This is a genomic window from Planomicrobium sp. YIM 101495 (assembly GCF_009707665.1).
GTDB lineage: Bacteria > Bacillota > Bacilli > Bacillales_A > Planococcaceae > Planococcus.
Genome location: NZ_WLZW01000002.1, coordinates 305,514 through 330,894, shown reverse-complemented (window position 1 = coordinate 330,894; position 25,381 = coordinate 305,514). Strand labels below are relative to the sequence as shown.

At 50.3% G+C, this 25,381-nt stretch carries 26 protein-coding genes; 11 read left to right on the top strand and 15 right to left on the bottom strand.

Features of this window, described 5'->3' with window-relative positions:
* Positions 1–228: 228 nt before the first annotated feature.
* The 4 genes from GIW82_RS10980 to GIW82_RS10965 form a co-directional block, all read right to left on the bottom strand.
* Positions 229–930, bottom strand: coding sequence for an alpha/beta hydrolase (locus GIW82_RS10980; RefSeq protein ID WP_154749989.1), 702 nt, complete (start codon positions 928–930; stop codon positions 229–231).
* A gap of 16 nt (positions 931–946) precedes the next feature.
* Positions 947–2,305, bottom strand: coding sequence for a UDP-N-acetylmuramoyl-tripeptide--D-alanyl-D-alanine ligase (locus GIW82_RS10975; protein ID WP_154749988.1), 1,359 nt, complete (start codon positions 2,303–2,305; stop codon positions 947–949).
* 13 nt (positions 2,306–2,318) lie between these two features.
* Positions 2,319–3,395 (bottom strand): D-alanine--D-alanine ligase, encoded by a 1,077-nt coding sequence (locus tag GIW82_RS10970; protein ID WP_154749987.1) that lies wholly within the window; start codon positions 3,393–3,395, stop codon positions 2,319–2,321.
* Between the two features lie 105 nt (positions 3,396–3,500).
* Positions 3,501–4,283 carry a hypothetical protein gene (locus tag GIW82_RS10965; RefSeq protein ID WP_154749986.1) on the bottom strand — a complete coding sequence of 261 codons (783 nt, stop codon included), beginning with the start codon at positions 4,281–4,283 and terminating at the stop codon, positions 3,501–3,503.
* 160 nt (positions 4,284–4,443) lie between these two features.
* Here GIW82_RS10965 and GIW82_RS10960 point away from each other — a divergent pair, with 160 nt between their 5' ends.
* The gene (locus GIW82_RS10960) at positions 4,444–5,631 is read left to right on the top strand and encodes an FtsW/RodA/SpoVE family cell cycle protein (protein ID WP_154749985.1); all 1,188 of its coding nucleotides are present in this window, start codon (positions 4,444–4,446) and stop codon (positions 5,629–5,631) included.
* A gap of 50 nt (positions 5,632–5,681) precedes the next feature.
* Here the strand turns inward: GIW82_RS10960 and GIW82_RS14755 are convergent, their stop codons facing one another.
* Positions 5,682–5,822, bottom strand: coding sequence for an Lmo0850 family protein (locus GIW82_RS14755; protein WP_195914028.1), 141 nt, complete (start codon positions 5,820–5,822; stop codon positions 5,682–5,684).
* A gap of 236 nt (positions 5,823–6,058) precedes the next feature.
* On the opposite strand from GIW82_RS14755, the gene GIW82_RS10955 reads away from it, so the two are divergent.
* From GIW82_RS10955 to GIW82_RS10945, 3 genes are all read left to right on the top strand, one after another.
* Positions 6,059–6,280: a copper ion binding protein gene (locus GIW82_RS10955; protein WP_154749984.1), complete on the top strand. Its 222-nt coding sequence runs from the start codon at positions 6,059–6,061 to the stop codon at positions 6,278–6,280.
* A gap of 273 nt (positions 6,281–6,553) precedes the next feature.
* On the top strand, positions 6,554–7,732 hold the full coding sequence (locus GIW82_RS10950; protein ID WP_154749983.1) for an MFS transporter: 1,179 nt from the start codon (positions 6,554–6,556) through the stop codon (positions 7,730–7,732).
* 160 nt (positions 7,733–7,892) lie between these two features.
* Positions 7,893–8,405: a CarD family transcriptional regulator gene (locus GIW82_RS10945; RefSeq protein ID WP_154749982.1), complete on the top strand. Its 513-nt coding sequence runs from the start codon at positions 7,893–7,895 to the stop codon at positions 8,403–8,405.
* 61 nt (positions 8,406–8,466) lie between these two features.
* On the opposite strand, the gene GIW82_RS10940 is transcribed toward GIW82_RS10945, so the two are convergent.
* From GIW82_RS10940 to GIW82_RS10930, 3 genes are all read right to left on the bottom strand, one after another.
* Positions 8,467–8,919: a MarR family winged helix-turn-helix transcriptional regulator gene (locus GIW82_RS10940; RefSeq protein ID WP_154749981.1), complete on the bottom strand. Its 453-nt coding sequence runs from the start codon at positions 8,917–8,919 to the stop codon at positions 8,467–8,469.
* A gap of 135 nt (positions 8,920–9,054) precedes the next feature.
* Positions 9,055–9,912 carry an SDR family oxidoreductase gene (locus GIW82_RS10935; protein WP_154749980.1) on the bottom strand — a complete coding sequence of 286 codons (858 nt, stop codon included), beginning with the start codon at positions 9,910–9,912 and terminating at the stop codon, positions 9,055–9,057.
* A gap of 82 nt (positions 9,913–9,994) precedes the next feature.
* The gene (locus GIW82_RS10930; RefSeq protein WP_154749979.1) at positions 9,995–11,275 is read right to left on the bottom strand and encodes an MFS transporter; all 1,281 of its coding nucleotides are present in this window, start codon (positions 11,273–11,275) and stop codon (positions 9,995–9,997) included.
* Between the two features lie 119 nt (positions 11,276–11,394).
* Here GIW82_RS10930 and GIW82_RS10925 point away from each other — a divergent pair, with 119 nt between their 5' ends.
* Entirely contained in the window at positions 11,395–12,639 is a 1,245-nt protein-coding gene (locus GIW82_RS10925; protein WP_154749978.1) for a helix-turn-helix domain-containing protein, read from the top strand.
* Between the two features lie 23 nt (positions 12,640–12,662).
* Here the strand turns inward: GIW82_RS10925 and GIW82_RS10920 are convergent, their stop codons facing one another.
* A complete protein-coding gene (locus tag GIW82_RS10920; RefSeq protein WP_154749977.1) occupies positions 12,663–13,784 on the bottom strand; it encodes an NAD(P)/FAD-dependent oxidoreductase in 1,122 nt (373 codons plus the stop codon).
* Positions 13,785–13,924: 140 nt separating this feature from the next.
* Between GIW82_RS10920 and GIW82_RS10915 the strand changes: the two genes are divergently transcribed.
* The 5 genes from GIW82_RS10915 to cls all read left to right on the top strand — a co-directional run bounded on the left by GIW82_RS10915 (position 13,925) and on the right by cls (position 19,482).
* A complete protein-coding gene (locus tag GIW82_RS10915; protein WP_154749976.1) occupies positions 13,925–14,773 on the top strand; it encodes an MBL fold metallo-hydrolase in 849 nt (282 codons plus the stop codon).
* 206 nt (positions 14,774–14,979) lie between these two features.
* Positions 14,980–16,218, top strand: coding sequence for a glycosyltransferase (locus GIW82_RS10910; RefSeq protein ID WP_154749975.1), 1,239 nt, complete (start codon positions 14,980–14,982; stop codon positions 16,216–16,218).
* Positions 16,187–16,906, top strand: coding sequence for an HAD-IIB family hydrolase (locus GIW82_RS10905; RefSeq protein WP_370456208.1), 720 nt, complete (start codon positions 16,187–16,189; stop codon positions 16,904–16,906). The genes GIW82_RS10910 and GIW82_RS10905 overlap by 32 nt, the downstream gene beginning before the upstream one ends.
* A 173-nt stretch (positions 16,907–17,079) precedes the next feature.
* Positions 17,080–17,910: a squalene/phytoene synthase family protein gene (locus tag GIW82_RS10900; protein ID WP_154749974.1), complete on the top strand. Its 831-nt coding sequence runs from the start codon at positions 17,080–17,082 to the stop codon at positions 17,908–17,910.
* A 117-nt stretch (positions 17,911–18,027) separates the two neighbouring features.
* Positions 18,028–19,482 (top strand): cardiolipin synthase, encoded by a 1,455-nt coding sequence (gene cls, locus GIW82_RS10895; RefSeq protein ID WP_154749973.1) that lies wholly within the window; start codon positions 18,028–18,030, stop codon positions 19,480–19,482.
* On the opposite strand, the gene GIW82_RS10890 is transcribed toward cls, so the two are convergent.
* From GIW82_RS10890 to GIW82_RS10870, 5 genes are all read right to left on the bottom strand, one after another.
* On the bottom strand, positions 19,477–20,343 hold the full coding sequence (locus GIW82_RS10890) for a M15 family metallopeptidase (RefSeq protein WP_154749972.1): 867 nt from the start codon (positions 20,341–20,343) through the stop codon (positions 19,477–19,479). The two genes, cls and GIW82_RS10890, sit on opposite strands and share 6 nt — an antisense overlap.
* 132 nt (positions 20,344–20,475) lie before the next feature.
* On the bottom strand, positions 20,476–20,721 hold the full coding sequence (locus GIW82_RS10885) for a hypothetical protein (RefSeq protein WP_370456207.1): 246 nt from the start codon (positions 20,719–20,721) through the stop codon (positions 20,476–20,478).
* Positions 20,722–20,776: 55 nt separating this feature from the next.
* Complete coding sequence (gene yidC / locus GIW82_RS10880; RefSeq protein WP_154750035.1) at positions 20,777–21,556, bottom strand: membrane protein insertase YidC; 780 nt, start codon at positions 21,554–21,556, stop codon at positions 20,777–20,779.
* 130 nt (positions 21,557–21,686) lie between these two features.
* On the bottom strand, positions 21,687–22,472 hold the full coding sequence (locus GIW82_RS10875; protein ID WP_154749971.1) for a helix-turn-helix domain-containing protein: 786 nt from the start codon (positions 22,470–22,472) through the stop codon (positions 21,687–21,689).
* A gap of 197 nt (positions 22,473–22,669) precedes the next feature.
* Complete coding sequence (locus tag GIW82_RS10870) at positions 22,670–23,566, bottom strand: diacylglycerol/lipid kinase family protein (RefSeq protein ID WP_154749970.1); 897 nt, start codon at positions 23,564–23,566, stop codon at positions 22,670–22,672.
* A gap of 169 nt (positions 23,567–23,735) precedes the next feature.
* Here GIW82_RS10870 and GIW82_RS10865 point away from each other — a divergent pair, with 169 nt between their 5' ends.
* On the top strand, positions 23,736–24,881 hold the full coding sequence (locus GIW82_RS10865) for an MFS transporter (protein ID WP_154749969.1): 1,146 nt from the start codon (positions 23,736–23,738) through the stop codon (positions 24,879–24,881).
* Positions 24,882–24,927: 46 nt separating this feature from the next.
* On the opposite strand, the gene GIW82_RS10860 is transcribed toward GIW82_RS10865, so the two are convergent.
* Positions 24,928–25,308, bottom strand: coding sequence for a hypothetical protein (locus tag GIW82_RS10860; RefSeq protein ID WP_154749968.1), 381 nt, complete (start codon positions 25,306–25,308; stop codon positions 24,928–24,930).
* Between the last annotated feature and the right edge of the window lie 73 nt (positions 25,309–25,381).

Below are 25,381 nucleotides of genomic sequence, written 5' to 3'. Positions count from 1 at the left end.
CATACTCTGTAGTTTAAGTCAGAGGGATGTGTGAACAGGAAAAGCCCGGTCGTTGCCGAGCGGTCTGCCGGCGGGTTATCTAATTGTGTAGACCCTATTGTAAAGAGCAAACCGTTTTGCTCAAAAAAACTCTTCATCCAAGAAGAGTGTCTTAAAATGTATCCATTGCTCTAAACAGAGTAGCACAAAGAATGGAAGCATGCAATTAATACGAAAAGGTTCCAATTATCAGTTTACGTCATCTTCGTGCATGAATGCCAAAACATGTTCGAACCAGTCTTCCGAATCATCGCTGTAGCAGATCAGGTGCTGGGAATTCGCCGAGGTGATCAGGAGCTTCTCCTCTGAACCGATCGTCTCGAAGATCAAGTTCGCAGCAGAAGGCGGAACGATGCCATCCTTCTCCCCTTGGACGATGATCACTGGCACTTTGATGCTCTTATAATAAGGTTCGACAAACCGGACGATGCGCAGGAATTCCACCGCTGCCGAAATCGGCGTGTGGATCAGCTTGTATTCATATAGATGGAAGAGTGGATTCTCCGACAGTTTCCTGCTCATCGCATCGCGTGCCGAATTCCGGATCTCCTCGAGCAATTGCACCGGGTTGATATACTTCACCGCTGCGCTCAGCAGGACAAGACGGTCAAGCTTATAGCGCGTCGCCAAGTACATCGCAATCAATCCTCCCATTGAAAAGCCGACCACGATGATCCGGTCGGCCTGTTCTTTCAATTTACGGATTGCAAGTTCGGCTTCCATCATCCAGCTTTCGGCAGACACGTTCTTCAGCTTCAACTTCTCCCCGTGTCCAGGAAGTGTCGGAATCTCCACAAGCCATTCTGTCCGTTCTTCGATGTAATCCGCTAATGGCTGGACTTCAAAGGGTCCGCCGGTAAAACCATGGATCAATAAAACGCCTGTTCTCAATCCGTTCTCCCTACTTTCATGATTTGACGAATGGGTCGATGACTTGTTCAAGCGCCATGCCGCGCGAGCCTTTGACGAGGACGATGGACTCTGCCGCCAGTTGTTCTTCCAGCAGTGTGACGATGTCGTCATACTCTGATTCGCTCCACTTCAAAATACCGCTGTAGGTGCCTTCAAGCTTGTCGTAAAGCCACTTCATGCGTGGACCGTACAAAGCGATACCTCGGATATCATCATTAATGAATTCCGCGAGTTCTTCATGATACGCCTGTTCCCTGTCGCCGAGTTCGAGCATGTCCCCAAGAACGAGCCACTTGTCTTCTTTCATCGTCGTTTCATGGATGAATCTGAGTGCCGCCTTCATCGAAGAAGGTGCTGCATTGTAAGCGTCGTTGATGAACGTTGCACCGTTCATCGCTGGTACGATCTGCATGCGCATATCCGTCAAGGCAGCTGTCTGCAGCGATTGCCTGATCTGCTCTTCTGACAAGCCTGCCTCAAGTGCAACAAGCATCGCGGACAATGTATTCTTCACTTGATGTTCTCCGAGAACCGGGATTGAGAACGTCGCATCGATAATGCCGCTCACACGGAAGCTGCTCCCTGATTCGGTCGCTTCGATATCCGCCACCGCCAGTTCGTTGTTCTGGTCGAACCCGAATGAAACTGCCTGCGGAAATTCTTCGACGAACGGCTGTAATAACGGTTCGTCTCCGTCGTAAAATAATTTCCCGTGGCTCTCCAGACCTGCCACGATTTCGAACTTCGCCGCGGCGATGCCTTCACGTGAACCGAGGTCTTGCATATGCGCTTCTCCGATATTCGTGATGATGGCATAGTCCGGCCGTGCCAGTTCCGATAAGAAACGGATCTGTCCGAACCCACTCATGCCCATCTCGAGTACAGCGAATTTGACGTCTTCGTCCAAGTCGAGAATCGTCAATGGCAGGCCGAGTTCATTGTTGTAGTTGCCTTTTGTTTTCTGGACTTTGAAATACGGCTTCAAGACGCTTGCGACAAGATCCTTCGTCGAGGTCTTGCCGTTCGAGCCGGTGATGCCGATGAACGTCGCAGATAATTCATTCCTGTAGGAACGTGCCATCTGCTGGAGTGCCACTTCGCAATCTTCGACGATCAGTAATGGCAGATGTTTCGGTGGATTCGGTTCGTCCTTCTGCCATAGTGCAGCAGCGGCGCCGGCTTCGAAAGCTTGTTCTACATAACGGTGCCCATTCGCCTGCTCCCCGCGGAAAGGGATGAACAAGTCTCCGGGTCTCAACGTCCGGGTATTGATCGAAACACCTGTGATGACGACTCCTTTTTCAGTCGGTTTGATCTCCAGCCAGTCGGCCAATTGTTCGATTGTTTTTATCATGATTACGCTCCAGTCAGTTCATTTTCACTTGCAGCTGTTGTTTTTCAGTATGGCGCTCGGTGGCAAGCTCGATCAATCGTTCGATCAGCTCCGGATACGTCACATCGCTATGCTGCCACAGGAGCGGAAACATGCTGAAAGGCGTGAAGCCTGGCATCGTGTTCACTTCGTTGATCAGGATCTCGTTATCTTCCGTGACGAAGAAGTCTGCGCGGACAAGGCCTGAACAATCCAGCACCTTGAATGCTTTGATGGCATCTTCCGTCAGTTTCTCGTAGACTGCAGACTCCAGTTCCGCCGGGATGATCAACGCTGTGTTGCCGTCCTTGTACTTCGCCTGGTAATCGTAAAATGCTTTAAGCGGCTTGATTTCTCCAGCTACCGAACATTCCGGTGTATCGTTGCCGAGAACGCCGACTTCGATTTCCCGTCCAACAACGCCTTGTTCGACGACGATTTTCCGGTCGAATTTCAGCGCTTCAAGCACCGCTTCCACAAGTTCCACGCGGTTTTCCGCGCGGCTGATGCCGACACTTGAACCTAAGTTCGCAGGCTTAACGAATACCGGCCAAACCAGTTCATTCTCCACTTGGTCAAGCAATGCTTCTTGGTTCAACTTCCATTCATTGCGCAGGAAGTAGACATACGGTGTCTGCTTTAGACCCGCAATCTCGAACAACTGCTTCATGACCACTTTGTCCATACCGGCAGACGAAGCGAGGACGCCGTTTCCGACGTATGGCAAGTTCATCACTTCCATCAAACCTTGGACCGTGCCGTCTTCCCCGTTCGGTCCGTGGAGAAGTGGAATGATCACATCAAGTGCAGCTGCATCCGCCGTCAGCAAGAAACTCGACACGTCGTTCGGCTTGTTCGTGCCGTCTGCCGTTCCGAGCTCCAGTTGCTCGATCGTTTCCGGTGTTTCAGCCAGGCGTGCACCTTTTCGCCATTCGCCGTCATGCGTGATGTAGACTGGATACACATCGTACTTTTCAAAATCAAGCGCCTTACTTACCGCAAGGGCGGTCGACAAAGAAACTTCATGCTCAGCAGATTTCCCGCCGTATAATAAACCAATTGCTCGTTTCATCGTAATTCCCCATTTCCGTGTTCAATTAAGGTCCATTTTAACACGAACCGCATCGGGCTGTCGCTTTCGCTTTGGAAAACGATGCGCCTCGCGCGCCCGCTCAGCTCACACGCCGGCGGCTGCCCATTGGTCCATCTTCTTGTCGTACGTAATCTTCTTCGTCACCTGCAGGACCGTCGACTCTTCGATCTCCGACCAGAACTCATCGGCGAAAGACACTTCCCCTACCGTACGGACGTGCAGCTCGATGGTCTTCTTCGTCTTCTCCGGATCCGCAAGCGAGATGAGGATGCCATCCTGATAGTCCGTCGTCAAAGAACGAAGCAGCGCCTCCGGAATGTCCGGGACCAGCTCCTTCGCCTTGCGCCGCCAAATGTTCAAGCCCGTCGCTTCCCGTCTTGCCAGCATCGTGAAATAATTGCCGATCAATTCGTGAAGCCGTTCCGGCCGGCGGAAGTATACTTTCGTCATTTGCTGTTCTTCCGTTGACAAGTAGACGAACTCATTTTGAAGGGTTGAGTAGAACGGCGGGCGAAGCGCCTCTTTCTTATGGCCGATATACAAAAGTTCAGCCTGTTCCAGCGGAGTCAATGCATTCACTTGTTTTTCGCTCCGGAAATCAATCCAGCTGAGCTGCGCCTTTTTCTGCAATTGCCATTTCCTGAGAAGCGGGTATTCCTCCCTTGAAACAAACTCCAATTGCGTATGCATGTTGAAGGAAGCATCTTCGTATGAATGATTCAGCAGCAATAAATGCTCCGGCATCTTCATCGCGTCCAGAAAATGCGCAAACGACATTCCACTAAAAAGGGCGAACTGTTCAGCTTCGTTAAAGTAAACATACAAATGTTGAATATACACATCCGATTGCAGCGGTTTTTTCGCCATTGTTCCCCACCTCTATTCTTACTAGCTATTATACGGTCATTTCCCGAAAACAGGAAACATCTGACTGTCTCAGCCGTCATATTTTTTGGGAGAAGCGCAATCAGTGATTATGCGCTATAATGTAAGACGAATCTCAAACTAAAGTACAGGTGAACCTATTATGCAAAACCACAAGAGCTTCTCCGATCGCTTCGATTGGCCGCTCGCATTCATTCTATTCCTTTTTGCCCTTGTCAGCCTGGTCGCCATTTCCTCCGCGCAGACATCCGGCCAATACTTGACGAATTTCGTGCCGCGGCAAGGGCTGTTCTATATCGTCGCGTCTGTCATGATCGCGGTTCTTATGTACTTCGACCAAGAACAGTACAAACGCATGGCCTACTATTTATACGCGTTCGGGATCTTGACGCTGCTCGTGCTGATGGTCGCACCCGACGGACCGAATCAGATCGCCGCACCGGTCAACGGGGCGAAAGCGTGGTTCCATACACCGTTCGTCAATATCCAGCCGGCCGAATTCATGAAAACCTTCTACATTCTGGCGCTGGCCAAAATGATTTCGACGCATCACGAGAAATTCATTTTGAAAACCTTGAAGACAGATGCATTTTTGCTCGCAAAAATCGGCGGACTGCTGATGATTCCACTTGCCTTCATTCTTAAACAGCCCGATCTCGGAACAGCACTCGTCTTCATCGCGATCACGCTTGCTGTGACGGTCGTTGCAGGAATCTCTTGGAAATACATCCTGCCGCTATTCGGCGGTGTTGCAGTTCTCGGCGTCACACTGCTGTGGATGGCCGTCAACATGCAGGACTTCCTATCGCGGACGCTCGGCTTGAAGCCTTATGCCTTCGAGCGGATCTACACGTGGCTCGACCCCTATTCGTACGCTGAATCCGGTGGTTACAACTTGATCGCTGCGATGAACGCGATCGGATCCGGCGAAGTGTTCGGGAAAGGCTACCAAGGACGCCAAGTATACGTCCCTGAAAACCATACCGATTTCATCTTCACGGTCATCTCGGAAGACTTCGGGTTCATCGGGGCAAGCGTCGTCATCATCCTGTTCTTCATGCTGATCTACCATTTGACGAAAATCACACTGCAATTGAAGGACGTCTTCAGTACGTATGTATGTGCCGGAATCATCGCAATGATCGCGTTCCACGTGTTTCAAAACATCGGCATGACGATCCAGCTCCTGCCGATTACGGGGATTCCACTGCCGTTCATCAGTTACGGCGGGAGTTCGCTGATCGGGAATATGTTCGCGATCGGCATCGTCTTCAGTATGAAGTTCCACCACAAGACGTATATGTTCGACAACGAAAAAGAACATGCGTAAAAAAACTCCGGTCGCACTTGAAACAAGTGGACCGGAGTTTTTGTCTGTAATTAAACTTGCGCGCGAGGCTGTGGAATTTGAGGCAACGCTAAAGCCTTGAGAACTTCACCGCGTGATTTCGTCATTTTTGTCTGGATTCCGAGTCTCGCCAGGTTCGTTACAATTTTGCTCACTTCTGCATGTTTTGCCATCCTTCTCACCTCTTCGCTTGGATTTCCTCTTCTATAAGGACGCGCGCTCTATCGAATCTGTTGCGTGAATTAGTTGACTTTTTTGTGTCTATGTATATAATACCATCTTTTTTGGAACTCAAACTTTTCATTTATATTACAAGTGTAAAGTTTCACACTTGCTCCACCTCCCCCTTGCAGGTAGGATGGAACTAACAAACAAGCAGGCTTTACGCCGAAAAAAGGAGTGTTCCATCATGACAAAACAGATTCAACTGCAAGTGAGCGGCATGAGTTGCCAAAGTTGTGTGAAGTCCGTAACGGAAAGCGCCATGGCACTGGACGGCGTAGAGAACGTCGACGTCTCGCTGGAAGGCGGCTCGGTCGAGATTGCTTTCGATGAGTCCAAAACGGACATGGGATCGATTGCAGAAGCGATCGAGGAACAAGGATACGAAGTGGGCATGTTCCAGGAGTGAGTGCATGTTTTGAGACTTAACCGGGGATCCGCCTGCTTTAACCGGGGATACGCGGCATTTAACCGGGCATTTCCACCAAATAACCGGGCATCGCGGATTATGTCAACCCACCCCACCCGGCACAAAGGCCAGTGAATCTTCGGATTGCTGGTCTTTTTTCATATTCGTTCATAATCAAGGTGCCCGCACCGCTTTTCTTCATACGTGCCCCTTACGGAAATTTGGTGGAAAGGGTAGAATGGAAAGGAATCTCTTAGAAAGCAGGAATCCGCTTTGAAAAAAATCATCCTTTTATTAATGTCCGTCCAATTCTTCGTTTACCTCGGGTTCGGCATTATCATACCGGTTCTGCCGGAAGTAATCGTCCAACAAGGCTATGGAGACATCCATGTCGGCGGGTTGTTGACCGTTTATGCACTCGCCTCCTTCTTGACCGCGCCGCTGTGGGGCAAGTATTCCGACCGGACCGGCCGGAAGAAACTGATCTTGATCGGCCTGTTCGGCTTCAGCATGAGCTTCTTCTTGTTCTCTTTCTTCATCGACAACCTCTCGTTGTTGTATGCTTCGCGTGTAGTCGGCGGACTATTCTCCGGCGCACTGTACACCGCTGTAACCGGGTTTGTCGCGGATATCTCGACTGAAGAAGACCGCAACAAATACATGGGCCTCCTCGGCATGTCCATCGGGCTCGGCTTTATCTTTGGCCCAGCGATCGGCGGACTGCTCGGCGCCATCTCGCTATCGCTTCCATTCCTCGTGTCAGGCATCCTCGCATTTGTCCTGATGGGCTATGCCGGCCTGATCTTGAAGGAGCCGGAAAGAACCGGCGAAGCGGTCAAGCGGGCGCTGCTGCCGAAAGGTGCAAGTAAACTTTGGTCTTACCGAATCCGCTATTTGTTCCTGATGTCCTTCATGGTGACGTTCTTGCTCGCAGGACTGGAAGCGACATTCCAGCTGTTCCAGATCGAACAGATCCAGATCACTCCGCTTCAGCTCGGCTACCTGTTCATCGCGAGCGGCTTGGTCGATGCTGCGATCCAAGGCGGGGTCGTCCGCCGCATCAAGAACGGCCAAGAGACGAAATGGATTATCATTGCCCAAGTCATCGCTGCAATCGGCCTTGTACTCCTGCCGTTCACGTCGAGCCTTGTGTTCGCAGGTGTCGCACTCAGCATCTTCACCGCCGGCAACGCACTTGCCCGTACTGCACTCGTCTCGTTGACTTCCAAAGAGTCCGGCGGCAAATACGGCACAGCTGCCGGCATGACGTATTCGATGGACAACCTCGGCCGGATCATCGGGCCGCTCGTGTTCACGTGGATGCTGACGATGCAGTCAGGCTCCGTTTATTTCCTGTCTGCCGCTTTGTCCGTGCTGTCCATCGGCTTGATCATCCTGTTCCTTCGTTCACAGAAGTCACTCCGCACAGTCGGAATAGAAGTGAAAAACTAAGAAACGCAACAGCCCCGGAAATTCGGTCGACCGTCTTTCCGGAGCTGTTTTCTTCTTTAAAATGTCCTGCAATCGCTCAGAACGTCAACCAAGTTGACAATTTTCTGTAAAAGCGGTATAATAGAGGAAGTAGCGATTACGAGTATATAGGAGGATATAGATGTTCAAAATTGAGGATCAAGTTATTTACTCCGTCCACGGCATTTGCAGAATTGATGATATTAGCGAAGAAACAATCGATGGTGTGACAAAACAGTATTATGTGTTGCACCCATTAGAGAACGGCCACCGGATGACCATCACCATCCCGGTCGATAATGACAAAGTTGCGATGCTCCCCCTTCTGAAGAAAGAAGAAGCGGCTGAGATCATTGATTCATTCAACTTCGAAGGAATCGACTGGATTGAAGACGGGCAGGCGCGTTACAAAGCGTATAACGAAGTCGTCAACCGCGGCGATCGGAAAGAAATCGCCAAATTGATCAATACATTGAAACGAAAAGATTTCGAACTGAAGGAAACTTCGGGACGTCTCGAAGACCGCGATCAGAAAATCTTGAATACGGTTCAATCCATCTTCTTCAAGGAACTGGCTTTCGCGCTGAAAAGAACCTACAGCGAAATCAACGAAGCAATCTCATTATCCCTTTCCCGACAAGCGAAAATCGCTTAATATGCTTATCCAAAAAGCGGCCATCACAGTGAACTTCACTGTGATGGCCGCTTTTTCGCCGTTAAATTCCCCAATCCGATTTCAAGATCACTTTCAACGTATCGATCTTGTCTTGTCCAATGGTCTCGGCGATCCGTTTTTCCAATTCGTCTTTCAGGACTTCGTTTTTCTCATAGCATTCTTCCCCGAGGTCCGTCAATTGAATCCATTTTTCTTTTTTATTGTTTTCTACGTTATGGATTTCCACCAGCCCTTTGGCTGCAAGGTTTTTAATGAATTTGTGGATGGCTTGCCGTGAAATATCCACGCTCTTCGTCACACTCGAAATTGTCGGCTGTTTCCGGTAGATCCGTGCGAGGATGTACCATTCCGAACTCGAGATTTTAATCTCATTGGCTTCGTTCCAGGCGTTGCCCGAAATGCGACGGACCATGTTATGGCGGTCACTCAATAAATCAATCAAATCCAGGCGGTTCACTTCAGCGTCCGTCTTCAAACGGTTCACTCCTATCATTCAGATAAAGTGCCGGGTCTTCCAGCACTTTATACTATAGCACACACAAATGGACCTTCAACTGTGAAGGTCGGGACAGTTGAAAAGCTTGGACCGTCCATAAAAAAAGCTCCCGCAGATGCGGAAGCTTTTTGGTCAGTAGGAAGAACCTCCGTTGAGATGGATCACTTGCCCGGTGACATATGAAGCGTCATCCGAAGCAAGATACACATATGCCGGCGCAAGTTCATCTGGCTGTCCCGCACGTTTCATCGGCGTGTCCGACCCGAAGTCCTCGACTATATCCGCCGGGAAAGAAGCCGGGATGAGCGGTGTCCAGATCGGACCTGGCGCTATTGCGTTCACCCGGATCCCTTCCTCTGCGAGAGAACCTGCCAGTGCGCGCGTGAATGACAGAATCGCGCCTTTTGTAGAGGAATAATCGATGAGGCTCGGTTCCCCGCGGAAAGCCGTGATCGATGTCGTATTGACGATTGATGCTCCCCGTTTCATGTGATGCAAAGCAGCTTTACTCAGGAAAAACATGCTGTAGACATTCGTGCGGAATGTCCGCTCCATCTGTTCCGCGCTGATATTTTTCAAGGACATCTGCATATGCTGCTCACCTGCGTTGTTCACGAGTATGTCGAGCTTGCCGAATTCCTCGACCGTTTGATCGACAATCTGTTTACAGAATGCCTCATCCCCGATATCACCTGGATACAGAAGGCATCTACGTCCTTCCGCTTCGACGATCTTCTTCGTTTCTTCCGCATCTTCATGTTCATCAAGATAGGAAATGGCGACGTCCGCCCCTTCTTTCGCAAAAGCTACCGCTACTGCGCGCCCAATGCCGCTGTCGCCGCCTGTGACGAGCGCCGCCTTGCCAGGGAGCCGCTGTGCTTTGCCCGCCAAATTTTCTGTAAACTCAGGACGGGGATCCATTTCATTTTCGAACCCAGGCTGCCGGTCCTGTTCCTGGCCAGGAAGATGCTTCGGTTTGTTTTTGTCCATTCGTTTCGCCCTCCTCTTTTTCGTTCAAACGCATATGCAACGAATTTTCCCGCTTTGCCGGTTTCTTAAACAACTGCCACTTTTATTCAGCCAGCCCCGTTGCTGCCGGCACCGGCTTGCTGTTCGCTTCACGCAAAACCGCAGGGCGCATCAAGTAGGAGGTGAACGCAATCAGGCAAAGACTCGAGCCAATGACAATCCATTCGGCAGGAAACTTGTCATACAGGAGACCGAATAGTAAATAGCCGAGTGGCATCATCGCCATTGCCATCGATTCCAATAAACCGAAGACCCGGCCGCGGAATTCTTCATCGACATCGGTCTGCATCATGACGCCGATGGGAGTATTGACGAAAACATTCGTGATCCCGAACACGAGCATCAGGGTGAGCAGATAAGAAACATTCATCCAATAGCCGAATACAAAGAGCAACGGCACAGACATGCCCGCGAGCAGGACCGACATCGTCAAGACGCCACGCTTCGCGAAAAGCAGCGGCTGTTGAACCGGCTTCCGCGCAGCAAAATAGATCGATGACAACAGCATCCCAACCGCCAGCATCGCTTCAATGAAGCCGAAATGCGTCGCCTCCACTTGCAGTTGTTCAATCGCGATGAAAGGCAATCCGATCATCAGCGCCGAGAAGAAGAAATTGACGCCGAGCGCCATCGTGATGACGACCACGATGACACGGTTGCTGCGCAAATAAGTGATGCCTTCCTTCATGCCTTCGAAGAACGACTCCTTCTGTTCTGTCCCTTCCATACGGTTCGTATATAGCTTGAAATTCATGGTCGACTCGAGCAAGACCGCAAGCGAATAAGCGACGACTTGGATGAGCAGGAAGATTTCCATCGACACAAAGCCGAACAGCATACCACCGACAACCGGCCCGCCGATTGTTGCAATCGCCATCGCCGATTGATTGAAGCCCATCGCGCGCTGGATTCGGTCCGCGTCGATCAAGTTGGCGATGGATGACGAAAACGTCACGGTCGTGAACATCGAAGACACGGACAGGAACGCCGTCGTCACGTAGATTGCCACGAGTGACAGACCGAACGACATACTATAGAGGAGCAATCCTCCTACCGCTAAGATACTTGCAATTTGCGACAGAATGACGATGACCTTTTTCGGATAGTGATCCGCTGCGAATCCTGCGACTGGCGCGAGAATGGTCCTTGGTACGATGCTGCAGATCAAGTTGACCGCGAAACTTGCGGCAGAGCCCGTCAACGCCAGGACATACAGGCTGATACCGAATGCATAGACCGAACTGCCAAAGGTCGCGATCAATTTACTGATGGTGAATGTGTACAAGTGATACGTTGCGCGTTTGTGCTTCAAGGAGGAATCCATTTCCCCACCCCTTCAAGTTTAGTTTAATTTAATTAAACAAAATATATCAAAGAAAAACTGGCAATACAAGCGGAAGTTTAATATAATTTAACTTACAACCTACACAAAAGGATGAGAGCATGGAAACAGTAGGAACACGGATCAGAAAATTGCGGAAAGAAAGAGGCTTCACCTTGCAAGCACTCGCTGGTGACAGCCTGACAAAAGGCATGCTGAGCTTGATCGAGAACGATAAGGCAAATCCTTCGATGGAAAGCTTGTCCTATATCGCCAAGCGGCTAGACGTTGATAAGAATGAATTGCTTGAGGAAGTTTCGGCGAAGGAACTGCAGGATGTGCTCGATCAAGCGGAAAAACTGAACCGTTTAGCGACCAATGAAGTCACTGAAGAGTTCAAAGGCATCATCCCGCTCATCGAGCCGTATTTGGAGAAGTTGCCGAAGCGTTACGAGTCGGCCCGGCTGTATGAGCTTTACAGCCGATGTCTCTATTACACAAAGCAAGGGGACTGGAAGCCTTTCCTCGAAAAAGCCGGGACCCTTTACGAAGACCTCAGTTTGCTGTCGAAAGTGGCCGATATCCATTTGTTCAAGCTGACGACGATCTTCGCCGAACACCGTTACGGAGATGCCCTCGAACAATTGCTTGAGTCGCGTGCAGCACTGCAGGAGCGCGGAGCCGTACTCGACCCGCTCAAGAAGTTGGATTTCGATTACTTTGAGAGTATCCTCTACTCGGCTGTCGGACAAATGGACAAAGCGACGGAAGTGATGAACGAAGCGATTGCCTATTCCCGCGAAAAGGACATTTACTACCGGACCAATGATCTGTACCGGATCGGCAGCTACCAGGCGCTGCTCGAAGGCGATATCGAGACGAAGGATCATTACATTGGGAAGCTGCGCCTGTTCGCGGACTTCACGGATGATACCGAAATCATTTCCTTCACCGAGCTTGTCGAAATCCATTACTTCACTACGTTCAGTAAGCAGTTCGATAAAGCGCTCGAAGCGATCGATCAGTTACTCGGTACGATTTCCCCGAACCTCCACCCGTTTTTCTATTTGGAAAAAGGAAAAGCGCTCTACGGGCTCGGGAGATTGGAAGACGCGCTTCACTGGTTCAGCCAGCACGTCAGCTGGGAGTTTCTACACCACCCTTACGACTTGTCAATGAATTACGAGAAAGACGCGTACATGGCGCTCATCTACGAGCAGTTCGGCGACCATGACTTGGCCGTCCAGCACGCGAGCATCGCAAAAAACAATATCTTGCCGATGCCTGATCTGCCATACAAGACGTTCATTCTGGACGTCTACGAACAGATTACTGGAAGCCAAAAAGAAGACGCAGCGAATGTTTGATTCGCTGCGTCTTCTTCTTATTGTCAGCGTCCTCCCCCGAACGCTTCTTCAATCGAATACTCTTCAAGCGGCAATTCACTCGTTCCGCCGAGTGCCAATTTCGCGAGCTCTTTCCCGAAATATGGGCCAGCTGTCAGTCCGGATGCTCCGAGCGCATTCGCTGCGAAGACGTTCGTGAGTGTCGGCACTTTCCCGATGAACGGCAGTGCGGACAGCGTCGACGGACGGAACCCGGTGATTGCTTTCGTGAATGTTGCATCCCCGAATCCTGGTGCCACATCCAGCACTTTATCCAAAATGTGATGCAGTCCACCTGCCGTCAGCCGCGTATCGAAGCCGGCGTCGTTTTCATGCGTCGCTCCAGCCACGATCCGCCCGTCCGGGAACGGGACGATATACTGGCCGAATGGCACCATTGCGACCGGCCAGTCGCCCGTCTCCCGGTCTGTTGTCTGCAGCTCCAGAATTTGCGCCTTCTGCGGCACGACGGCCATTTCCAATCCAAGCGGACGGAAGAGCTCTGCCGCCCATGCCCCTCCTGCCGAAACGATGGCGTCCGCTGTGGACAGCTGGCCAGCCGCCCGGACACCGATTTCACCCGACGGCAATCGCTCGAGACTGGCGTCCGCGTCCACGATGACCGCCCCGTTCGAAACAGCTGCCCGGAGCAATGCATCGCGCACCGCTCCGCCGTCGACCCGCGCAGCCCCGCTAACATAGAGCGAGCCGTATTCACCCGATGATGAAGGAAAGCGGCGCTTCGTCTCTTCTGCATCCAACCGTTCGAGGACTCCCATTTCCGGTGCATCTTCGAACCGCTCCCGTGCCTTCGCCTCCATCTTGTCGAGCTTGCTGTCTTCATGGATACTGACGATGCCGACTTGCTTGTAACCGGTATTCTCTTCGCCGAGCTGCCACAGCTCCTCGATGAGTCTCGGATAATACTTCGCCCCGCTCTTCGCAATCCGGTACCACGCTTGGTTACGCCGCTGGGAAATCCACGGACAGACGATGCCCGCTGCCGCTCCCGTCGCCTGCCCGGCATCCGCACGGTCGATGACAGTGACCTGCGCCCCTGCCTTCGCTGCGTGATAGGCTGTAGAAGCCCCCAATATGCCTGCTCCGATAATAATGACCGATTTCATTTGAATTCTCCTATTTGCTTGGATTTCTTTCGATTCCATTCTACCGAAAAGAACCCTTTACGACAATGAACCGGATTGAGGCGCCTGTTTTCGGGTAAACGAGTTATAACCCATTTTTCACGATGAAGGAGGATCTCCCTATGGAAACAAGCTCTTCTACAAATCGCATCCTGCCCGTCACTTCCATCCGAAGCGGCTCCGGCAAGGAAGTCGACCCCGAAGTTTATTGCTATGCCGTGCAAGTCGTCAATGCGTTCATGATCGGCAATCCGGCAATCAGCAACGATTGGGTGCTCGTCGATGCAGGCACGCCAGGCTCCGGCGAAAAAATTCTCCAAGCAGCCGAAGAACGTTTTGGTCCGGATCACCGGCTGCAAGCCATCGTCCTGACACATGGCCACTTTGACCATATCGGTGGCATCGCAGAAATCCTGGATCGCTTCCCGGTTCTCGTTTATGCCCATCCAGCTGAGTTCCCTTACTTGACGGGCAAAGAAAACTACCCGGACCCTGATGTGACCGTCGAAGGTGGTATGGTCGCCAAACTGTCGAAATTGTTCCCGATCGAAGCCATCGATATTTCTGAACATCTAAAGGAGTTGCCGGCTGATCATTCCGTGCCGCCGATGCCCGGATGGCGCTGGATCCATACACCAGGACATACACCGGGACACGTTTCCCTTTTCCGCGAGCAAGGACGCTTCCTGCTCGCTGGCGATGCTTTCATCACCGTCAAACAAGACTCTCTTTACAAAGTGCTGATGCAAAAGAAAGAAGTGCACGGCCCGCCTGTCTATTTGACGACCGACTGGCGTGCTGCCTGGGAATCTGTGGTCAAGCTTGCGGATCTCGAACCGAATGCTGCAGCAACCGGCCACGGCAAGCCGATGCATGGAGCTGAACTGGCAAAAGGGCTGGTCGAACTTGCCGATCATTTCCCTGCTCGTGCTGTGCCTGAGCACGGAAAATTTGTCGACAGTACGGATTGACTGTCATTTGAATGGAACAATCTGATGAAAACAAGAGATGCCATGGGAAAATGCCACGGCATCTTTTTGTCATGCTTTCTTGATGGAACTATCGAAATATACAAAAAATATCGAAAAAGGTTTCAACTGGATGGAAATAGGGTATAGAAAAGAGCGGGCTTATTTTCATTTGGCCTATAAAATCAAATAATACGGAGATGAGTGCAATGCGTAAGAAAATGCTTTTTGTTTCTGACCATGGTGATCCATTGGCAAAGCTGGGCGGTAAACAGTCAGGCGGCCAAAACAATTACGTCAAGCAACTAGCCCTCTCTCTTGAAGACCATGGATGGGAAATAGATATCGTCACCCATTGGTGTGACAGCTTCGCCCCGCGGATTGAACATTTCGGCAAGAACTGCCGGGTCATCCGCATCGAAGCCGGCTTCAAAGGATTTATTTCGAAAAACGAAATGTATGAGATGCTTTCGGCATTTTATAAAGAAATGAAATCCGCACTTAATTTGAAGGAATATGATATGGTCCATACCCATTATTGGCTGTCGGGCCTGCTCGGTATGCGGCTGCAGCGTGATTTCGGGCTTCCATTCATGCATACATCACATTCGCTCGGCTGGGCAAAAGAAGTTGCGGTCGGCATCCCGGACCTGCGGCGCATGAAAGCCGAAACAGCCATATTACAGACAGCCGATCAAGTACTCGCAACAACCAATAGTGAAAAAGCCTTAATCGAAAAATTCGTCGAACATCCGTCACCGATTTCAGTCATTCCGATCGGTGTCGATAAGGTGTTCCAGAAACGCCAAAACCGCGGCCACATCCGGAAACGTCTCGGCTTCCAGACGCCGTTATTCGTTTTTGCCGGAAGATTGGAAGAAACGAAAGGAATCCATACCCTTCTCAGCGCCTTCCAGCGTCTTGTCCATAGAGCAGGCGACCGTTTCACTCCGCAGCTCGTGCTTGCCGGCGGAGAAGCGAACGCAATCGATTTCGAAACGAATTTACCGACAGACCTTAACTTGAGGAAAGCAGTCAGAGGCATCGAACAACATGTCATTTTTCTAGGTCCCCAAAACCAGACACAGCTTTCCCTGCTATTCAATTCAGCTACCGCAACGATTGTTCCAAGCTATTACGAATCATTCGGTATGGTCGCAGCAGAAGCACAAGCGTGCGGAAGCCCAGTCATCGCAAGTAAAGTCGGCGGGCTGAAGAACGTTGTGCAGGACGGTTATTCAGGACTGCTCGTCGAATCGAAGAATCCGTTCGACTTAGCAAATGCCATGGAGAAATTGGCAACCAATGCCTCTCTTGCTCACCGGCTTGGCCAGCAGGCAATGCAAGTGGCCGAGCGCGAGTTCCAGTGGTCTTCCATATCTGAAAGAATCAATTCTTTGTATGAGGTGATGATAAGTGAACGCTACAACACATCTATTAGCCACTGATCTGGACGGGACATTCGTCGGAGATTCAGCAGAGCTTCGCAATCTGCTGGAGTTTTATTCCAAACAACTTTATAACGTCACACTCGTCTACGTAACGGGACGCCATTTCCAGTCGGCCCTATCCCTGATGGAAGAAGAAGGTCTCCCCGCCCCTGACCTGCTCGTCACGGACGTCGGAACAGAGATCCGGAAAGGCCCTGAGTTCGTCATGGACGAGGACTGGCACGCCAAGATCGATGAAGGCTGGATGCCTGACCAGATCGATGCTATCGCAGCGCAGATCGAAGGCATCGAAAAGCAGCTGCTGCCTGTTACAAACCGCTGCTCCTTCTTCGCACGTTCAGAAGAAGCTTTACTAAACTTGGAAAACCACTTAAAGAAAAACGAGATTCCCCATAAACTCATCTACAGCGGTGGCCGTGATGTCGACATCTTGCCCGCCCACAGCGGCAAAGGCCAGGCTCTCCTTTATTTAAAAGAAAAATATCAGCTCCACGCCGCCAAATGGCTGGTCGCAGGCGATTCCGGAAATGACCTGGAAATGCTGACACTCGGTTTGCCTTCCGTCATCGTCGGGAACGCTCAGCCTGAATTGAAAGAATGTCCCGAACACCCGAACATCTTCCGCGCAACGAAACCGTGTGCCGGTGGAATCCAGGAAGCCTGGCAATATTTCCATCCTTCCTGAAAACCTGTGCAAACCAAGTGCACAGGTTTTTTTGATGCAGCTTCCCCGAGGTAAGATTTGTATTTTCGAGTAGATAGTTTATATTTAATATACAAGCTTTCTTGAGCAACCGCTCAGGCAGCAACCGAATCCACGCTTCATGTGTGATGGTCGAGACTGAAGGAGGAATAGATATGGGTAGCACCAAGAATTTACAGAAAGAATCCATGGACATGCTGAAGAAGACGAGTCGGACGTTTTTCATCCCCATCAGCTTCTTGGAATCCTCTCTGAAAAAGACTGTAGGATCCGCTTATCTCTGCATGCGTGCCATCGATGAAATCGAGGACCATCCGGACCTGTCGGATAAGGCGAAGATCGAGATGCTGACAGCCGTCAGTGGATTGCTCAAACAACCTTTCGACGAGCAGACCTATGCTGACTTGATCGCTCCTTATGTAGATGAACTTCCGGATGTGTCGATTCGCCTCGGTGACTGGCTCACCGTCTGCCCTCCGGAAATCCGCGGCCAAATCCAGGAATCAACTGCCTTGATGGCGGATGGAATGGCCAAATGGGTCGAGAAGGATTGGGTCATCAATGACCGTGCCGACCTCGACGATTATACGTTTTACGTCGCAGGACTCGTCGGCGTGATGCTCGCCGATCTGTGGAAATGGCATGACGGCACCGAGACGGATCAGGACCTTGCGATCGGCTTCGGTCGTGGACTTCAGGCAGTCAACATGCTGCGGAACTTCGACGAAGACAGGGAGCGCGGTGTGTCCTTCGTTCCAGCAGGCTGGACGCGCGATGATATGTTCGCTTACGCAAAGGAAAATCTGGCACTTGCCGACGCATACATCAAACCGATCAAGAACAAACGCATCCTCATGTTCTGCAAAGTGCCATTAGCACTTGCACATAAGACATTGAAAGCATTGGAAGACGGGAAAGAGAAGATGACCCGTCTCGAAGTGGAAAGTGTCGTCGAAGACTTGAAGGAAGAACAGAACATCAGCTGATAGAAAGACGCACTCAAGATTTTCGTGAGTGCGTCTTTTTTGGAACATGATTTCGTACGGCGTTTTCTGCAATAGGCTATAATGGAACTTAAGCAACCAATGGGAAAAGGTGATGGGATGACTTTAACGATAATCAGCATTCTTACGACATTGATTTTTATATTGAACATCTTCTTGGCCGCTGCACTCGTGTTCTTGGAACGCAGGGATGCATCTTCCACTTGGGCATGGCTGCTCGTCCTCTTCTTCATCCCGATTTTAGGGTTCTTCATCTACTTGCTGCTCGGAAGACAACTGCGGAAGAAAACGCTGTTCAAATGGGAAGGCCAGACAAAAATCGGGATCGAGAACTTGATCGCCCATCAGATGAATGCTTTGCACGACGAAAAATTCAATTTCAAGAACGAGACACCCGAAGAATATGACGAGCTGATTTATCTCCACCTCCGAAACAACGGAGCGATCTTGACACAAGATAACTCCGTCCGGATCTTCAATGATGGGCGGGAGAAATTCGATTCGCTACTGGAAGACATCAAGCAGGCAAAAGATCATATTCACGTCCAATATTATATTTTCCGGCTGGACGGCCTCGGCACGCGCATCATGGATGCCTTGACCGCCAAGGCCGCTGAAGGCGTGACTGTCCGGCTCCTGTATGATGACATGGGCTCCAGAGGTTTGAGCAAACGCCGCTTCAAGGAATTCATTAAAGCGGGCGGCGAAGTCGAGACCTTCTTCCCTTCGTTCCTGCCGCTGATCAACCCCCGGCTCAACTACCGGAACCACCGGAAGATCGTCGTCATCGACGGCAAAGTCGGCTATGTCGGCGGCTTTAACGTCGGTGATGAATACATCGGATTGAGCCGGAAATTCGGCTACTGGCGCGATACCCACCTGCGGCTCGAGGGCAGTGCGTTGCATCCGCTCCAGACGCGCTTCATCCTTGACTGGAACCAAGCATCTTCACGACAAGACATCGCCTACGCGGAAAACTACTTCCCAACGGCCCCGACAAAAGGCTCGACGGCGATGCAGATCGTCTCAAGTGGACCGGACGAGGAATGGGAGCAGATCAAAGACGGCTATTTGAAGTTGATCAATATGGCCAAGGAATATATTTATATCCAAACACCTTACTTCATCCCGGACAGCAGCTTCTATGATGCGATCCGCATCGCGGCCTTATCAGGCATCGATGTCCGCATCATGATTCCGAACAAGCCTGACCACCTGTTCGTCTACTGGGCGACTTACTCGTACGTCGGGCAATTGCTCAGAGCCGGTGCGAGCGTCTATATTTACGAGAACGGCTTCCTCCATACGAAGATGATCGTTGTCGATGACAAGGCTTCGACGGTCGGAACCGCCAATATCGATGTGCGGAGCTTCAAATTGAATTTCGAAATCAACGCATTCATTTACGACAAAAAAGTCTCGACGGAACTCGCTGAACTGTTCCGCCAAGACATTGAATTGTCTTCCGAATTGACATTCGAAAAATATTATACGCGTACACGAATGATTAAAACGAAAGAATCCATTGCACGTCTCTTGTCACCGATCTTATGAAGCTTGTATGACGCCGAGGTATTCCTCGAGCGTCATTTTTTGTTCGAAAATGATCTTCGCAACTTCCGTTCCGACAAAACGGAAGTGCCACGACTCATGCATATAGCCGGTCAGCTGCTCTTTCCCTTCAGGATACCGCAAGATGAATCCGAAGCGGTGCGCATTTTCCGCAAGCCACTTCCCTCCCGGAGTATCACCGAACGAAGACGCTGCCCAGTGCACTTCCTGGCCGACTTCCCCGATATCGAATGCTAGTCCTGTCTGGTGCTCCGAGAAGCCTGGACGTGCACTGTAACGGTCAGCCGCTTCCTGGCCGTCCTTCGCTACATATCCGTCATAAAGGACTTTTTGACGGCCAAAGTCCCGGTACGTACTAAATGCAGCGAGGTCGATTCCAGCCGCAGCCGCCTCTTTTTTCATCGCTTCGAATGCCGTACGTGCTTCCGGCGATTCACCAGGCGCATACGTCGATGGCAATGGGTGTTGCTTGTTCGCTAGTAAAATATCATTGATGACGGTCGGCTCTGCTGGCAATTCGATACCTTCCGGATATTTCGTCGCATCGATGATTTCTTCAGCCGGTTCTTCTTCAGGAAGTTCCGGCACCGGTTCCCCGTCGTCTTCCGGCAGCAATGTTTCTTCCGGCTTCACTACTTCTTCTGGATTGTTCGCAGGCTCTGCCGTGTCATCCTGCGCCGATTGGATTTGTTCCACAAGTTTATTCCAGCTTTCCTCCGGGTCCCAGTCGTGCAGGTACAGCCAGTAAGTGGCAGCACCGAGCAAGACGGCACCAAGAATCGAAAGCAACCAAATGATCCACGTTTTTTTCTTCTTCTGTTTCGCTAAGTAACGAGATTGCATAACACGCCTACTTTCTCTTGAGTTCCTCTTTATTCTATCACGTCTCCACATGGATTTCCCTTCCGGCATAGCTCCGGTCGGACAAACAAAAATGCCCGGCGGCCATCAAAACGGCTGCCGGACATTCGGTTCTTATAAAAGGATGGTCGCGAGGACGACGAAGAACAGAATGGCAAAAATGACAGCCATGCCGAACATCCACTTTGCTTCACGGTCCATGCCTTGTGCCTTCATCTGACGGTAACGGAAGCTGTTCGTCATCACGAATAGGACAGTCATGAAGAGGACAGCAATCTCCATCTGCCCGCGGATCAGGAAGAACAGTGCCGTGATGCTCAGCACAGCAAGCGCCACGCCTTGTAAAATTTTCGGATTCACCCAATCAACTCCTTAAAAAAGAGCCGGCACTTCAGCCGGCTCGCTCGAAATCAGCTTATTTCTTTTCTTCCACAGATTCAAGTGCGATCTCAGGGTTTGCCGAGTAGAACTTCCGTCCGATGAACGTCTGGATGATCAGCAAGATCCCGCCGACTGCCCAGTATACTGGGAGCGCGGCCATCGACGTGAAAGAGATGAACATGATCATAATCGGTGAAATATAAATGAATAGTTTCATCTGCTTTTGCTGCTGCTCCGGCATTGTCCAAAGCGAAATTCTTGCTTGGACGTAATACACGGCACCAGCGATGAGCGTCATGATGACGTCGGGTGTCCCGAGGTTGAACCATAGGAACTCGTGTGAGCGTACTTCCGGCGAATGCAAGATCGCGAAGTACAAGCCCATGATGATCGGCATCTGGATGACGATCGGTAAACAGCCCATATTCAGCGGGTTGACATCATGTTTTTTGTAAAGCCCCATCATTTCCTGCTGAAGCTTCATTTGCTCTTCTTTATCTTTCGTCGCTTTAATGCGCGCCTGGATATCTTCCATTTCCGGGCGCATCCGGTCCATCTTCACTTTCATCCCTTGTTGACGCTTGTACGTCTTCAGCATGAAAGGCATCAACACAAGACGGATGATGATCGTGATCGTCACGATCGCCAGACCATAGCTTCCGTTATAGAGATTCCCTAAATAATCAAGGCTCAAGTCGAACGGCTGAACGAATACGCTATAGAAAAAACCTTCCTTCTTCTCTACAGCAGCACATCCACTCAGCAAGAGAACTGCAGCTGTCAACATAAACAGCAGTGTACTTTTCTTTTTCAATTTAGTCACCTACACCTTTTTTTACTCCTTAGAAGTATACCTTATCACGTAATCAATTTACAAACGCCTCGTCATAAAAATAGCGTCTTCCCATAAAGTTGTGAACAAAAAAAAGGAGAGCTGACTCTCCTTATCGTGACTCCGGCAGATTGTAACGGAAGTATGGAATATGCTGGCTGTCGCGGAATTGCTTCGGCGTCACCGTCGTATATTTCTTGAAGATCCGAGTGAAGTAGCTTTGGTTACAGAAGTGGAATTGCTTCGAGATTTCCGAGATCCCTTTGTCGGAATGACGTAAGTAATACTGGGATTCCTCGACCCGGCGTACGTTCAAGTATTCCACCAATGTTATGCCCGCGTGCTCTCGGAAAATACGTGACAGGTGGCTCGTGGAAATGTTGAAGTGTTTTGCGATTTCTTCTACAGACAAATCGCGTTCCACTTCATCGTTTATGTATAATACGACTTTGTTGACGGTTTGGTGCCCGAAGGAAGGCTGTTTTCGTTCTGATACGACCGAGATGAAGAATTCGATCAGTTCGTCTGCGACAAAAAGGAATTCCGTGTCATTCATATGTTTATCGACCATTTCGATACATGCGTAATTGAATGCGAATGCTTTTTTCGGTGGCACACGCATCTCATGCAGCTTCCGTGCCATCACGGATGCAAGGACGATATAATAGTAACGAACCGCCTTGATCGTCTCTTTTTGTGCGCGCATCGAAATAAGATCGATCAATTTACGGAGCGATTGCTTCGCCCGTTCTTTTTCCAAATGGTTGATTTCGTAGATGAGTTGGGTCTCGATCTCGAAGAACTCTTCGATTCCTTGAAAGTGCGTCAGTTCTTCCGACTCTTCCATGAAAATCTTGGATATGGTTTCTTGAATGGATGGTGCAGCAATTAAATTCATCTTTTCCCCGTCTTTCTTTATACAAATTTAAGAAGTCATATTCCTACTATATACTTAAAGTGTGTTTCAGAGTAGCGTTTAACGTTAAAACTTACAATATTTTATATGTTTTTATTAGAAATATCTGCTCGTGTGACTGTTTTGCGATATTGCGTCATCTACTAGTACGACTCACTTCCAAAAAAGTTCCACATTTTTTACTTTTTCGGGTCCGGTGGCACAACCGCACGGATATGTCGTGGCATGACCTCGACCATGAGAGGTGTCGGATCGCCTTCATCGCCGTCTATGTTGCATAAGACCGGTTCACTCGTATCGATGGCCACTTTTGTCGTATGGATTGCCTGGACGGCAGGATCTTTTTCCAACTGGCCGCGCAGCAATGCTCCGGCGATCCGGACGAAAACTGGCAGTGCTGCATTCTCCACGATGTAGACATGCAATAGTCCATCGTCTGTCAATGCATCCGGGGCCAAGTTCTCGAAGCCACCCACTGAGTTCGTCAATGCAACAAGTACGAGCTTCGCTTCGCCTGTCCATTCACCCGCATCGTGCGTGACGGTGAATTCCATCTGTTCATCCGAAGTCAGGGCTTTGACGCCTTCGATGAAGTAAGCGAAAGCACCTAATTTCGTTTTCTGTTCGACCGAAACTTCGGATGTGGACTCTGCGATCTTGCCGAGCGCCAAAATGTTCATGAAGTACCGATCTCCGACTTTTGCGATGTCGACCCGTTTTTCCGTTCCGGTCCGAAGTGCTTCGATTGCTTCCGGCGGATCCAGCGAAATGCCGAGTGCCCGGGCAAAATCATTGACTGTCCCGAGTGGAATGAGTGAGAATAGCGGTTGGTGCGGTTGTTCGGCAAGACCTGAGACCGCTTCATTGATCGTGCCGTCTCCACCCATCGCGACGACGAAATCATATTCATTTTGACATGCTTCCCGCGCGAAATTCGTTGCGTCCAGCTCTTTTTCCGTTTCGCGCGTATCAACTTCATACCCGAGGTCCTGAAGCGTCTCGATCCCCAGTTTTTTGTAGTCCGCGGCTTTCTCTTTTCCTGCTGACGGATTGACGATGAACATCGCTCTTTTCATTGCAGTCCCCTCCGATGGTATACTAGTATTAGATTTGTTCATTCATATTCCATTATTGTGTGAAAAGGTGTAGTTCCCAATAACAGCACACCGTTTATTCTTAATAGTTATGTACTACTCTACCCGATTATGGGAAAAAGAACCTCTCTACAGAAAGCAGGTAACACTTTTGAAATTCTTCGTGTATTTGATTATTTTCTTTGCATTCTTCGACTTGTTCGCACAGCTGCCGATCATCAGCCCGTTCGCGGTCGCCCTTGGTTCGACACCGTTCCTGGCAGGGCTCGCGGTCGGGATGTATTCCTTATCGAACACGGTCGGCAACCTCATATCGGGGATCTATGCAGACCGCCGTGGACCGTTCGCCGTTTTAATCCTCGGTCTCGTAGCGACAAGCATTACTCTCTATACATACGGCCTGGCAGAAGGACCGTATAGCTTGCTTGCCATCCGCTTTTTCCATGGACTTGCTGCAGGGTTGACCGTCCCTGCGGCCTTCACGTATTTGGCCAACAATACCGATAAGAGCAGACGCGGGAAAGGAGCTGCTGTTTCCGGCGCATTCGTTGGCATCGCAGCGATCACCGGCCCCGCTTTCGGCGCAATCTATACGAGCCGGACGAGCGTGCCTGAGACGATGTTCGTCACTGGGACGCTTATCCTCCTCGTCGGCTTGCTCTCCTTCCTGTTCTTGCGGAAGCATTCAGCGAAGAAGGAAAGGAGAGCGAAAGTCGCGGTTCCACTGAAGGTGATGTTCGGAAACGTCGGACTGATCCAAGCATTTTCCGGCGCCTTTTTCCTGATGTTCTCCCAAGGCGTACTCGCTTATATGCTGCCACTGAAAGTCGTGTCGGACGGCCATCCTTCCGAAACGAGTGGTTTGTTGCTCAGCACGTTCGGAATCGCTGCGATCTTCGTCTTCCTATTGCCGATCAATCGGCTGTTCGACCGCATCCCGCCGCGAATCACGATGATCATCGGATTTGTGCTGATGGGGAGCTCACAGCTTCTGCTCAGCACGGTGTCGGATATTTCGATTACATACGCCATCATGTGCTTGTACGGCGTCGGGTTCGCGTTCCTGTTCCCTTCGATCAACTCCTTGCTGATCGATTCGACAGTGCCAGACACGCGCGGTCGTGCGTACGGCTTGTTCTACGCTTTCTTTTCGATCGGCGTGGTGGCAGGCTCCAGTATCACCGGTGCTTTGGCGCTGGATGCGAGCGGCGGATTCATCCTGAGCGGCTGTATCCTTGTCGGAGTCGCACTGCTGAACTTCTTGCTGACCCTCAAAAAATCGCAGGAAAACGCTTGAGGAATGTTCATTCCTCAAGCGTTTTTTGTTGTTCGTTATGCATGGATTACAGGTTTTTTGTACCGATTTTGTTTTCAGGTGAAACGACGTCCGTGTTCTCGGACTTCTCTGCGCTCGTATCATTCGCTGCAAGTTTCACGTTTTTCTGTTCTTCCAATTCTTCCTGTTGCTCTTCGTTCTTATATTGAACAGTCGTCATTGCACCTTCGTCCACCATCTGGTTCTCTTCTGGTGCATCGAAGTCCGGATCGTCCGCTACAGGTGTACTTTTCTCTTTGTCTAGGTTTTGGGACTCCAAGTAGGAATTGACTTTCGCTTTCGCATTATTGAATGCGACCGTCGCCTTTTCCCGGTTTTCCGGAGTTCTGAAATATGCATACGCACCTGCTGCTAACCCTGCTAGTAATAATCCTCTTTTTTTCGCCATGTTCAAACACCCTTTCTCTTAATCATTTCCCCGTATAGTCACAATGGTTCACTTATTCCTATAGCCTTTATTT